The organism is Nocardioides sp. TF02-7 (assembly GCF_022437945.1).
Taxonomy (GTDB): domain Bacteria; phylum Actinomycetota; class Actinomycetes; order Propionibacteriales; family Nocardioidaceae; genus Nocardioides.
Map to the genome: position 1 here is coordinate 2,285,810 of NZ_CP092535.1, position 12,055 is coordinate 2,297,864.

Annotated in this window: 11 protein-coding genes and 1 pseudogene; 6 read left to right on the forward strand and 6 right to left on the reverse strand. The window is 74.2% G+C overall.

The annotated features are described in order from the left end of the window. Positions 1 to 85 precede the first annotated feature (85 nt). The 6 genes and pseudogenes from MF408_RS11710 (at position 86) to MF408_RS11735 (ending at position 6,320) form a co-directional block, all read left to right on the forward strand. Positions 86 to 1,958, forward strand: a pseudogene (locus MF408_RS11710) (acyl-CoA dehydrogenase). Between the two features lie 81 nt (positions 1,959 to 2,039). Further along, positions 2,040 to 3,089, forward strand: a complete 1,050-nt coding sequence (locus tag MF408_RS11715; protein ID WP_240251489.1) for a family 43 glycosylhydrolase — start codon at positions 2,040 to 2,042, stop codon at positions 3,087 to 3,089. 61 nt (positions 3,090 to 3,150) lie between these two features. After that, positions 3,151 to 3,753 (forward strand): hypothetical protein, encoded by a 603-nt coding sequence (locus tag MF408_RS11720; RefSeq protein WP_240251490.1) that lies wholly within the window; start codon positions 3,151 to 3,153, stop codon positions 3,751 to 3,753. Positions 3,754 to 3,782: 29 nt separating this feature from the next. Then, positions 3,783 to 4,598 carry a maleylpyruvate isomerase family mycothiol-dependent enzyme gene (locus MF408_RS11725; RefSeq protein WP_240251491.1) on the forward strand — a complete coding sequence of 272 codons (816 nt, stop codon included), beginning with the start codon at positions 3,783 to 3,785 and terminating at the stop codon, positions 4,596 to 4,598. After that, entirely contained in the window at positions 4,595 to 5,533 is a 939-nt protein-coding gene (locus tag MF408_RS11730; RefSeq protein ID WP_240251492.1) for an oxidoreductase, read from the forward strand. Before MF408_RS11725 ends, MF408_RS11730 begins: the two co-directional genes overlap by 4 nt. 106 nt (positions 5,534 to 5,639) lie before the next feature. Next, entirely contained in the window at positions 5,640 to 6,320 is a 681-nt protein-coding gene (locus tag MF408_RS11735; RefSeq protein WP_240251493.1) for a hypothetical protein, read from the forward strand. Positions 6,321 to 6,323: 3 nt separating this feature from the next. Here MF408_RS11735 and MF408_RS11740 read toward each other — a convergent pair whose 3' ends face one another. From MF408_RS11740 to MF408_RS11765, 6 genes are all read right to left on the reverse strand, one after another. Further along, complete coding sequence (locus MF408_RS11740) at positions 6,324 to 6,998, reverse strand: crotonase/enoyl-CoA hydratase family protein (RefSeq protein WP_240251494.1); 675 nt, start codon at positions 6,996 to 6,998, stop codon at positions 6,324 to 6,326. 160 nt (positions 6,999 to 7,158) lie between these two features. Further along, positions 7,159 to 8,367, reverse strand: coding sequence for a PQQ-binding-like beta-propeller repeat protein (locus tag MF408_RS11745; RefSeq protein WP_275693414.1), 1,209 nt, complete (start codon positions 8,365 to 8,367; stop codon positions 7,159 to 7,161). A 180-nt stretch (positions 8,368 to 8,547) separates the two neighbouring features. Next, positions 8,548 to 9,180: a PQQ-like beta-propeller repeat protein gene (locus MF408_RS11750; RefSeq protein ID WP_240251496.1), complete on the reverse strand. Its 633-nt coding sequence runs from the start codon at positions 9,178 to 9,180 to the stop codon at positions 8,548 to 8,550. Between the two features lie 307 nt (positions 9,181 to 9,487). Next, entirely contained in the window at positions 9,488 to 10,747 is a 1,260-nt protein-coding gene (locus MF408_RS11755) for an acyl-CoA desaturase (protein ID WP_240251497.1), read from the reverse strand. Between the two features lie 73 nt (positions 10,748 to 10,820). Beyond that, complete coding sequence (locus MF408_RS11760) at positions 10,821 to 11,468, reverse strand: iron-sulfur cluster-binding domain-containing protein (RefSeq protein ID WP_240251864.1); 648 nt, start codon at positions 11,466 to 11,468, stop codon at positions 10,821 to 10,823. Further along, positions 11,468 to 11,737 (reverse strand): FAD-binding oxidoreductase, encoded by a 270-nt coding sequence (locus MF408_RS11765; RefSeq protein ID WP_240251498.1) that lies wholly within the window; start codon positions 11,735 to 11,737, stop codon positions 11,468 to 11,470. The genes MF408_RS11760 and MF408_RS11765 overlap by 1 nt, the downstream gene beginning before the upstream one ends. Positions 11,738 to 12,055 lie beyond the last annotated feature (318 nt).

A 12,055-nucleotide genomic window follows, 5' to 3' on the forward strand; every position in this document is an offset into this window, starting at 1 on the left:
ACCCCTCGTATGATTAAGTTACTGGCGAGTAGGTCGCAGGCCTGCTCGCGGTCCTGCATCCGATCTGCGAAGAAACGGTGGAACAGTGAGCCACTACAAGAGCAACCTCCGCGACATCGAGTTCAACCTCTTCGAGCTCCTCGGTCGCAAGGAGGTCTACGGTGCCGGTCCGTTCGAGGAGTACGACGCCGACACCGCGCGGGAGATCCTCGCCGAGGTCGCGCGGATCGCCCGGGAGGACCTGGCCGCGTCGTTCGTCGACAGCGACCGCAACCCGCCGGTGTTCGACCCGGCGACCAACACCGCGCCGCTGCCGGAGTCGTTCAAGAAGAGCTACGACACGTGGATGGCGGCGGAGTTCTGGCGGCTGCAGATCCCCGAGGAGATCGGCGGGCAGCCGGCCCCGGCGTCGCTCAACTGGGCGCTGGCGGAGATGGTGCTGGGCGCCAACGCGCCGATCTGGATGTATGCGACCGGCCCGTCGATGGGCAGCGTCGTGCACCGCAACGGCACCGACCGCGACAAGCGGATCGCGCAGATCATGGTGGAGCGGGGCTGGGGCGCGACGATGGTGCTGACCGAGCCCGACGCCGGCTCCGACGTGGGCGCCGGCCGCACGAAGGCCACCCCCCAACGACGACGGCTCGTGGAACATCCAGGGCGTCAAGCGCTTCATCACCAGCGCTGAGTCCGACCTGCAGGACAACATCATCCACCTGGTGCTCGCGCGGCCCGAGGGCGTCGAGGGCGTCGGCGGCCCGGGCACCAAGGGGCTGAGCCTGTTCATCGTCCCCAAGCACCACTTCGACCACGAGACCGGCGAGCTGACGGGTGAGCGCAACGGCGTCTACGTCACCAACGTCGAGCACAAGATGGGCATCAAGGTCTCCAACACCTGCGAGCTCACCTTCGGCGACCCGCAGGTCGGCGGCGGCGAGCCCGCCCGCGGCTGGCTGCTGGGCGAGGTGCACAACGGCATCGCCCAGATGTTCCAGGTCATCGAGAACGCCCGGATGATGGTCGGCACGAAGGCGATCGCCACGCTGTCGACGGGCTACCTCAACGCGCTGGAGTACGCCAAGGAGCGGGTGCAGGGCGCCGACCTCACCCAGGCGGCCGACAAGACCGCCCCGCGGGTGACGATCACCCACCACCCCGACGTACGCCGGTCGCTGATGACGCAGAAGGCGTTCGCCGAGGCGATGCGCTCGCTGGTGCTCTACACCGCCACCTGGCAGGACAAGGTGATGGCGGCTGCCGCCGCGGGGGAGCAGGACGAGCTGGCCGAGGCCGTCAACGACCTGCTGCTGCCGATCGTGAAGGGCTACGGCTCGGAGCGGTCGTGGGTGCTGCTCGGCACCGAGTCGCTGCAGACCTTCGGCGGCTCGGGCTTCCTGCAGGAGTACCCGATCGAGCAGTACGTCCGCGACGCCAAGATCGACACCCTCTACGAGGGCACGACCGCGATCCAGGGCCAGGACTTCTTCTTCCGCAAGATCGTCAAGGACCAGGGCCGGGCGCTGGGCCACCTGGCCGGCGAGATCAAGGCGTTCCTGGAGTCCGAGGCCGGCAACGGGCGGCTGAAGAACGAGCGGGCGCTGCTCGCGACCGCCCTCGACGACGCCCAGGCGCTGGTCAGCCTGATGATCAACGACCTGATGTCGGCCGACGTCAGCTCCGGCGGCGACCTGCGCAACATCTACAAGGTGGGGCTCAACACCACCCGCCTGCTGATGGCGCTGGGCGACGTGGTCTGCGGCTGGCTGCTGCTCCGCGGCGCCGAGGTGGCGCTGGAGCGGCTCGCGGGCGACCCGGGCTCCGACCAGGCCTTCTACGAGGGCAAGGTGGCGGCGGCCCAGTTCTTCGCGCAGACCAACCTGCCGCGGATCTCCGCCGAGCGCGCGATCGCCGAGGCCACCGACCTCTCGCTGATGGACCTCGACGAATCGGCCTTCTGACCGATCGGCCAGACGCACTGACGACGGCCGTCCCGGGACACCGGGGCGGCCGTCGTCGTCCTGCCCTTAGGGTTCGGCCCCATGGGGACGTGGCGGCTGCTCGGGTGCGTGGTGGTGCTGGCCGCCGTGGTGGCGCTGGTCGCCCCGGTGCGGGCGGAGACCGTCGACCGCGCCGCGCCGTACCCGCGGCCGGTGTTCGCCGCCGACCGCACCGGCGACCCGAGCGTCGCACGGACCGCGTCGGGGCGGGTGCTGGTGGCGACCGGCCCGCTCGTGCGGCGCGCCCGCTGGGAGCCGGGTCGCGGCTGGCGGTGGACCCGCCCGGCCCTGCGCCGGCTGCCCCGCTGGGCGCGCGCCGGTGAGGTCTGGGCGGCCGACATCGCCCGGGTCGGCCGCCGGTGGGTGCTCTACTTCGCCGCGCCGGTCCGCGGGCTCGGCGAGGGGCGCCGGTGCATCGGGGTGGCGACCGCGCCCACGGCGTACGCCGCCTTCCGCCCGGTCGACCGGCGGCCGCTGGTGTGCCACGCCGGCGCCCGTACGCCGCGCGCGGCCGACACCGTGCCCGGCACCCGCGGCCTGCCGCGCCGCGGCGTGATCGACCCGTCGCTGTTCGTCGACCGCGGCGGGCGGCGGCACCTGCTCTACAAGACCGACGGGATCCCGTCGTCGATCCGGCTGCTCCCGCTCGGCCGGTCCGGGCTGGCGCCGGCGCCGGGTGCGGTCAGCACCGAGCTGTTCCGCTACGACGGCGTCACCGAGAACCCGGTGGTGCTGCGGCGCGGCGACACCTACCACCTCCTGACCTCGGAGGAGGACTGGTCGCGCTGCAGCTACCGCACCATGGTGCGGACCTCGACCACGCTGACCGACTGGTCCGCCGCCCGGCCGGTCCCGCTGCTCACCCGGCGGTCGACCCGCGGGCTGTGCGGCCCCGGCGGCGCCGACGTCCTGGTCGAGGGCGGGCGGACGCTGATGTTCTTCCACGGCTGGGTCCGCCGGCGCACGACGGTGCCGCCGCGCCCGCCGTTCTGGCTCGGGCACCGCGGCCCCGCCGCCCACCGGGCGCTCTACGCCGCCCGCCTGGCGTTCCCCGACGGGCGGCCGGCCATCGCCCGGTTCCTCGGTCGTTGACGGCCGGAGGTCGAGTACCCGTGCTCAGGCGCCCGCGCCGCCCCCGGCGGACGATCGACGCATGACCACCACCGCCCGTGCCGTCGCCGGTCTCGTCGCCTGCGCCGCCCTCCTCCTCGGCGGCTGCGGCCTCGCCGGGCCGGACCGCTCCGCCGAGGCCGAGGACCTCGAGCAGACGCTCGGCGACCTGAGCGGCGTGGCGAAGGTGACCCTCGACTACGTCGAACCGGTGACCCTCGACCCGGCCGACGTCAATCTCAGAGTGCGGATGGCCGACGCCGCCACGCCGGAGGACGTCGCGGCGGTGTTCGAGGCCGCCTACGAGGGTCTCGTCAACGAGCACCACGGCGAGGAGGGCAACCTCGACGTCCGCCACGGCGACGACCGGCTCGAGCTGCGCGTGTTCGAGCCCGAGGCGGCCGCCGACGACGTGGCCGAGGCCGCGCTGGTCGGCGCCCGGCAGGCCCGTGACTACCGCCGGGTCTACGTCCACGTCACCACCCAGGACGTGGCGCGCGAGCCGTACGTGGAGTCGCTGTTCCTCGTCCGGTTGCCCCGCGGCACCAGCGACCGCGGTGCGTCGGCCGTGCGCTCGGCCATCGAGGACGCCTACGACGGCCTGCTCGTCACCGTCGACGTGCGGGTGCCCCGGCAGCGGCCGTAGCAAGGCGCCGGCTCGCTACCATCGCGCGCATGAGCGACCGCGAGCTCCTGGCCGGCTACGTCGAGACCTGGTGGCAGGCGGTCGGCGACCTCCTCGCCCTCCTCGAGCAGCTCGGCGCGGACGACTGGGCGCGGCCCACCGACCTGCCCGGCTGGGACGTCAAGGCGGTCGCCTCGCACGTCGCGCACCTCGAGAGCCTCCTCGCGGGCGGCCCCGAGGAGACGGCCGACATCGGCGACGTCCCCCACGTCACCGGTCCGATGGGGCAGTTCACCGAGATCGGCGTCGTCACCCGCCGCGACCGCGCCCCGGCAGAGATCGTCGACGAGATCCGCGCCCGGTCGGCCGAGCGCCGCGCGGCCCTGCTGGCCGCCCCGCCCGACGACGCGGCCGCGCCCGCGCCCGGGATGTTCGGGCTGATCGGCTGGAACCAGCGGACGCTGCTGCGCAACCGCCCGCTCGACGTCTGGATGCACGAGCAGGACGTGCGCCGCGCCGTCGACCGGCCCGGCGGCATGGACACCGCGGCGGCGCAGCACACCGCCGACTACCTCGCCGAGGGCTTCGGGTACGTCGTCGGCAAGCGGGTCGCCCCGCCGTCCGGCACCACCGCGGTGCTCGCCGTCGACGGCAGCCCGGTCGTCGCCGTCGAGGTCGACGACACCGGCCGCGCCCAGCGGCTCGCCGAGGAGCCGGCGACGCCGACCGTGCGGCTGGCGATGGACCGGGCGACGTTCGTCGTGCTCGCCGGCGGCCGGCGCCCCGCCGAGGAGGGCGCGGTGAAGGTCGAGGGCGACGCGGAGCTCGGCCGCCGCGTCGTCGCCAACCTCGGGACCACGCCGTGACGGCGCCCGCAACCACCTGGGACGTCTCCGACATCCCCGACCAGTCGGGGCGCACGGTCCTCGTCACCGGTCCCACGCTCGGCGGCCTGGGCCACCACACCGCGCTCGAGCTCGCCCGGCGGGGAGCCCGCGTGGTGCTCGCCGGCCGCACGGAGGCGAAGCTCGACCAGACGGCGGCCGCGGTCCGCACGGACGTCCCGGACGCCGAGCTCGAGACGCTGCGCCTCGACCTCGCCGACCTCGGCTCGGTGCGGCGCGCCGCGGCCACGGCCGCCCGGCTCGGCCCGGTCGACGTGCTCGTCAACAACGCCGGCGTCATGGGGACGCCGTTCCGCCGGACCCCCGACGGGCTCGAGCTGCAGATGGCGACCAACCACTTCGGGCCGTTCCTGCTGACCGGCCTGCTGCTGCCGCAGCTCGTCGCCGCCGGCGACGCCCGCGTCGTGACCGTGTCGTCGCTGATGCACACCGCGGCCCGCCGGCCGCCGCTCGAGAACCCGCGGCTCCCGTCGGGCCGCTACTCGCGGTGGGCGGTCTACAGCCGGTCCAAGCTGGCGAACCTGCTCTTCACCAGCGAGCTCGACCGCCGCTGCCGCGCCGCCGGGCTGCCGATCACCGCGGTCGCGGCGCACCCGGGCTTCGCGGGCACCCACCTCGCTGCGAACGGCCAGTACGGCCGCTCGGCGGGCGGCGTCGCCTCGGTGCTCGACGCGACGATCCGGGCCGTGTCGCAGTCGGCTGCCGCCGGGGCGTGGCCGCCGCTGATGGCGGCCACCGCTGACCTCCCGGGCGACTCCTACTGCGGCCCCGGCGGCTTCCGGCAGCTCTCCGGCCGGCCCCGCACCGTCGGCCGCAGCCGGCTCGCCCGCGACCGGGCCGCCGCCCGGCGGCTGTGGGAGCTCAGCGAGCAGACGGTCGGGCTGCAGTACCCCTGACCCGGCAGCGCTGCCGGGGGACGGGCGCGGCACCCGACCAAAGTCGTGGCCGGCTGCCGACCGGTGGCCGATGTGCGCGGCCCGGGCCGCTCCCTACGGTGGCTGTGTGACCGCCCAGCGCTGGCACCGCACCGTGGAAGGCCGCGCCCACCGGGTGGAGGCCGAGGGCTCCGCCCGGCACCGCGTGCGGTGGTACGTCGACGACGAGCTGGTCGCCGAGCGGGCCGCGCTCGAGGACAAGATCCGGCTGCGGGCGGCGGACCGCGACGACCTCGGCGGGGTGCTGGTGCGGTTCAGCGGCCTGGGCGCTCCGCGGCGGGCCACGCTCTTCGCGCCCGGTGACACGCTCGAGGTGCAGCTCGGCACCGGCGCCGGCGGCACCGACCTGGACCCGGAGCCGGGCTCGGCCGCGGAGCGGCACGAGCAGCGGATGCTCGCCCACCCGACCCGCTACACCCTGCTGAGCACCGCCACGGCGGTCGCCGCGGTCGCCGTACCGATCCTCCTCGCCGCGCTGCTGGCGCGGCTCGCGTTCTCCATCGACCTGCCCGACCTGCCGTGGCCCGACCTGCCGCGGATCCCGTGGCCGGACCTTCCCGCCGTGCCCTGGCCGGACCTGCCGTCGGTGCCGTGGCCGGACTGGTCGGTGCCGGGCTGGGTCCGGGAGGTGCTGTCGTACCTTAAGTACGTGTGGCCGGTGGTGCTGGCGTTCGTGGTCGCCCGTGGCGAGATCCGGCGCCGCCGGCGGGAGGCGGAGCGGCGGGAGGCCGCGGCGTCCGAGGAGTGAGGGTCAGCGGCCGCGCGGACCGTAGACCGGCTCGGACTTGCCGAACGCGGCCTCGCGGGCCGCCTTCGTGTTGCGCGCGGCGAGCAGGAAGGCCTGCTCGACCCGCTCACGGGCGAAGGTACGCCGCGGGCTCGCCGTCCAGGTGCCGTCGAAGAGCCGCTTGGCCGCGGCCAGCGCGTCCGGGGACCGCGTCGCCAGCTGCCGCGCGAGCCGCTCGGCACCGGCCACCGGGTCGTGGTCGAGCCGGGTGACCAGACCCAGCTCGTGCGCCCGGCTGCCGTCGAAGACCTCGGCGGTCATCGTCAGCAGCTTGGCCTGGTCGATGCCGACCAGCTCGGAGAGGCTGCGGATGCCCGACATGTCGGGGATCAGGCCCCACTTGCCCTCGAGCACCGACCAGCGGGAGTCCGGGGTGGCGACGCGGAAGTCGGCGGCCAGCGCGATCTGCAGCCCGCCGCCCAGGCAGTGGCCGTGCACCGCCGCGATCACCGGCACCGGGATCCGGCGGAACGCCCAGGGCGCCTCCTGGAAGGTGTTGGTGCCGCCGCGGCGCCACGGCCGCGGCGCGAACGCCTTCGCGATCCCCGCCGGGTCGCGGAGCACGGTGCCGAAGTCGAGGCCCGCGCAGAACGCGTCGCCCTCGCCCGCGAGCACCACCGCCCGCAGGGGTCTTGTCACGGCGCAGCCGGCGGGCCGTCGCCACCAGGTCGTCGAGGATGTCGAGCGTGAGTGCGTTGAGCTTCTCCGGCCGGTCCAGCCGGACGTGCGCGACGCCGTCCTCGATCGTGCACGTGACGTGGCCCATGGCCACAGCGTACGGCGCGCGGCGCCGGCGCAGTCAGCGGAGGAGCGTGAGCCGGTCGTCGTGGGCCACCAGCAGCGCGCCGTCCACCGGCAGCACGTCGCCCTCGACGCCCGTGGCGACCTCCCGCTCCTCGGTGGAGTCCCACGCCGCCAGGCGGAGGGTCGTGCCGTCGAGGACGTAGACCCCCTCGTCGACGGCGCCGACCACGATCCCGTCGTGCCGCGCGACGTCGAGATCGGCGTCGATCACCACGCCGGCGGGTCCGCTCACCAGGAAGTCGCCGGTGCCGGGGACCGCGAGGAACGGCGTCACGCCATACCTCCCCGCGGCCAGCGGGACCTCGGTCGCCGCGACCTCGCCGGAGCGCCCGTAGAGCACCAGCTCGGCCGTCCCGTCGTCGTACGAGGAGGAGCCGGACGGCAGCCGGAGCGCCGCGACCCGGCCGTCCGGGCCGCGCTCGAGCACGTCGGCGTCGTACGCCTCCTCCTGCCACAGGACGGCGCCGCCGTCGGCGTCGAGGGCGACCAAACGGTCGGGCCGGTCTGGCCGGTCTGGTTGCTCGGGCTGGGGGACGGAGAGCAGCACCAGCCCGTCGCCGGCGGCGCCGTCGACGACGCCGGCGTCCGGTCCCGCGCGGTCGAGCGTCGTCGCCCAGCGCTCCTCGCCGTCGAGGTCGAGCTGGCGCACGGTGTCGCCGTCGAGCACGGAGACGCCGGCGGTGCCGACGGCGAACGGCGTCCCCGGCAGGTCGGCCACCACGTCGCCCGACCCGGCCTCGACGAGCAGCGTCCGGCCGGGTGGCGGCGGGTCGAAGAAGGCGTCGTGGTCGGGAGCGAGGACGAGGACGCCGTCGTGCTCGCCGAGCACCTCCCAGAACCCGTCGACCGCCCACCGCTCCTCGCCCGACCGGGCGTCGAGCGCGCGGACCCGGTCGGTGCCCGGGACGATCAACGCATCGCCGGCGGCGGTCACCGTCGGCGGCTCCATCGGCCCGCTCGTGGAGACGCTGCGCCACACCACCTCGCCGGTGTGGTCGTCGTAGCCGACGAGCGAGGAGTCCTCGGCGAAGTCGTCCGGGGCGTACTCGCCCTGGTGGAACACCACCACCACGTCGCCGACGCGGTGGGCCAGCTCGGCGTTCCCGTCCACGTCCAGGTCGGTCGACCAGCGCTCGTCCGCCCGCCCAGCGACGGCGTCGCCGGCGACGCCGGGCGTGGCGCTCCCCCCCGTCGCGCCAGGCAAGCGCGGCGACCAGGAGCACGGCGAGGACGAGCGCGAGACCGACGGTGAGGAACGCCAGCGTCCGGGGGCTCGGGGTGGTCGGTGCAGGGCCCGGTGCGGGGGCTTGGCGCGGCCGGACGGCGGGGCGGCGGCTCGGGCACGTCGGGGGTCCTGCCCTCGGCCCGGGCCGGTGAAACGGGCTCAGCGGTAGAGCCGCACCTGGTCGGTGGCGTCGTCGAAGGTCACCACACCGCCCTCGACGCCCCAGATCTCGGGGCCGGTGTCCTCGAGCGCGATCGTGTAGCCGCCGTCGGGGCCGTCGACGACCAGCTCCTCGCCGGCGACCGTGTAGGCCTCGTCATCGCGCGGCACCGGGATGCCCTCCTCGTCGTCGGCGCCCGGGCACCGCTCGTCGTCGGCCGGGCCCTCCTCCACCACCGAGCCGTCGTCGGCGGCGAGCGTGACCGCCTCGTCGTCGTCGCACACGAGGACCGCGTCGTCGCCGACCGGCGCGAGCAGCGCACCGCCGTAGACGCGTTCGTAGACCCACGCCACCGAGCCGTCGTGGCGGTAGGCCGTCACCTCGGAGCCCTCGTCGATCTCCCACGAGGTGGACACCACGGTGACGTCGCCGGCGGCGACGGCCTGGACCGGCGACCAGTCCTCCTCGAGCGTGACGGTCCACGCGACCGACGCGTCCTCCGGGACGAGGGACGACCCGGCGTCGCCGCCGTCGTCACGGCCGGCGGCGTCGGAGCCGTCGCACGCGGCGGTCGCGAGGACCAGCACGGCGGCCGGGAGGGCGGTCAGCAGGGTCAGGGGTCGTTTCGGCATGCCGCCAGCGTGACCCCGCCCGGCGCCGGCCATGCCCGGCGGGTGCGCAAATTCGTCCGCAGGGACGAACGGGGTCGTCCGGAGGGCGGAGGGGGCGCGGTCGGGCGAGCGGGTCGCTCAGGTCACGGGCGCCGCAGGTTCATCACGGTATGTCGCCGAGCTGGCACTTCCCACGGCGTACCCACCGTGGGAGGCGCAGGTTCGGCTGCATACCGTGATGAATCTGCGGCTGCCGGGGCCGACGGGGCGATCACCCCGCCCGGCACCCCCTCCGACCCGCCGCGCGGCCGCCCCGCCCCCGCGCGGCTCAGGCCGCCGCGGCGTACTCCCCCTGCTGCTCCCGGGCCGCCGCCTCGAGCTGCCGGGTGAGCACCCGGCGGGTACGGCGGTCGGACCGGGCGAGCTTGTAGAGCAGCTGCAGCTGGCTCGTCAGGTTGCGCCGGTTGGTCGTCGCCAGCCAGCCGTTGGGCAGCGACAGGCGGAACACCTTGTGCCAGGCGCTGCCGACCTGCTGCGGCAGCGGCGCGGTGTGGTAGTTGAGGTCGTACTTCGCGAAGATCGCGCGCACCTTCGGCGCGATCTCGGCGTAGCGGTTGCTCGGCAGGTCGGGGAAGAGGTGGTGCTCGATCTGGTGGCTGAGGTTGCCGGTCATGATGTGCATCGCCTTGGAGCCGGAGATGTTGGCCGAGCCGAGCATCTGCCGGAGGTACCACTCACCGCGGGTCTCCTTCTCGGGGATCGCGGCGAGCTCGAAGGTCTCCACGCCCTCGGGGAAGTGGCCGCACATGATCACCGAGTGCGACCACAGGTTGCGCACCACGTTGGCGACCGCGTTGGCCATCAGCGTGCTGACGAACGAGCCGGTCGGCGCCGACAGCAGCGGGTGCACGACGTAGTCCTTGGTGAACTGCCGGCGGATCTTGCGCAGCGTCCCCTGGGCGCGGCGGCGGAACTCCGCGTTGGTCCGCCAGGCCTTGCGGACGCCGCCCTTGCGGGCGTAGTGGCCGAGGTCCATGTCGTAGGCCGCGATGCCGTACTCGAAGATGCAGGCGTTGAGGAAGTTCCACAGCGGCTGGACGAGGTAGCGGGGGTGCCACTTCTGCTCCTCGTCGACGCGCATGATGCCGTAGCCGAGGTCGTTGTCCTTGCCGATGATGTTCGTGTAGGTGTGGTGCACCTGGTTGTGGGAGTGCTTCCAGCCCTCCGACGGCGAGGCGTTGTCCCACTCCCAGCTGGTCGAGTGGATCTTGGGGTCGCGCATCCAGTCCCACTGGCCGTGCATGACGTTGTGGCCGATCTCCATGTTCTCGAGGATCTTGGCCACCGAGAGCCCGGCGGTGCCGACCAGCCAGGCCGGCGGCAGGGCGCTGAACAGCAGCACGGCGCGCGAGCCGAGCTCCAGCTTGCGCTGCACGTCGACGACGCGGCGGATGTAGCGCGCGTCGCGCTCGCCGCGGGTGTCGAGCACCTCCTGGCGGATCGCGTCGAGCTCGGCGCCGATGGCCTCGACGTCCTCGGGGGTGAGGTGGGCGATCGGGTTCTGCGGCTTGTTGGTGATGGAGGTCATCGGTCTCTCTCGGTCGAGGGGGTGAGGTCCGGGGTCTCGAGGCGGTCGCGCTGCGACCTGCCGACCGCCGGGTCTAGTGGTCGAGGTGGCAGCCGCCGGCGGGCGAGCTGATGCAGGTCTGGATCTTCACGCCACCCGGTCCGGTCTCCCCGGGCACGGCGACGGTGACCTCGCCGTTGCGCAGGTCGCGCACCGCGCCCTCCCGCATCGGCAGCACGCACGCCATGCAGATGCCCATCCGGCAGCCGCTCGGCATCAGGACGCCGGCGTCCTCGGCGGCGTCGAGGATCGGCGTGGCGCCGTCGGCCTCGACGACGGTGCCGTCGGCGAAGGTGACGGTGCCGCCCTCGCCCTCGCCGCCGGCCAGCGCGGGCGGCCGGAACCGCTCGGTGTGCAGGGTCAGCCCGCGGTCGGCGTACAGCTCCTCGAGGGCGTCGAGGAGACCGCTCGGCCCGCAGGCGTACGCCGTCCGGCCGGCGAGGTCGGGCACCAGCCGGTCGAGCGCGGCCGGGTCGAGCAGCCCGTCGCGGTCGTCGAAGTGCTCGATCAGCCGGATCCGCCCGGCGGCGGCGAGCGCCCGCAGCTCGCGCTTGAAGATGGAGTCGGGCTCGCGCTGGTTGACGTGGAGCAGCGTGATGTCGGTGCGCGGCGGCTGCGCCTTGGAGAACAGGTTCCGCAGCATGCCGATCACCGGGGTGATCCCGGAGCCGGCGGTCACCATCAGCACCGACCGGGGAGCGGGCTGGGCAGCACGAACTCGCCGGCGGCCTGCTGGAGGTGGACGAGCTGGCCGCGCCGCGCGCGGCGCACCAGGTGGTTGGAGACGGTGCCGTCGGGGATCGCCTTCACGGTGATGCTGATGCAGCCGTCGGGCCGCGGGCCGTGGGTCAGGGAGTAGCACCGCCACAGGCGGACGCCGTCGACGTCGACGCCCACCTGGACGTACTGCCCGGGCGTGTGGCCCAGCCAGTCGCGGCCGGGCTTGATCACGATCGTGGCGGCGTCGGCGGTCTCGGGCTGGATCGACTCGATCCGGCCGCGCAGGTCGGTGCCGGCGCGGAGCGGGTGGAAAGGTGTCGAGCACGTCGTCGACCGACAGCGGTGTGACGGCGGCGTCGGCGACGGCCTTGAGCCGCGTGCGCAGCGCCGTCCGCAGCGGACGGCGGCTGCCGGTGCGGAGCAGCGTGGTCGGGATGCCTGGTGTCGTCACTCTTCCAGAGTGCTCGTTGGGGCGACTAAAGTCCTGACCGGGAACGGTGAATCGAGCCGGGTTTTTTGACGCTTGCGAACAAGTTGGGGTGGGTAGTG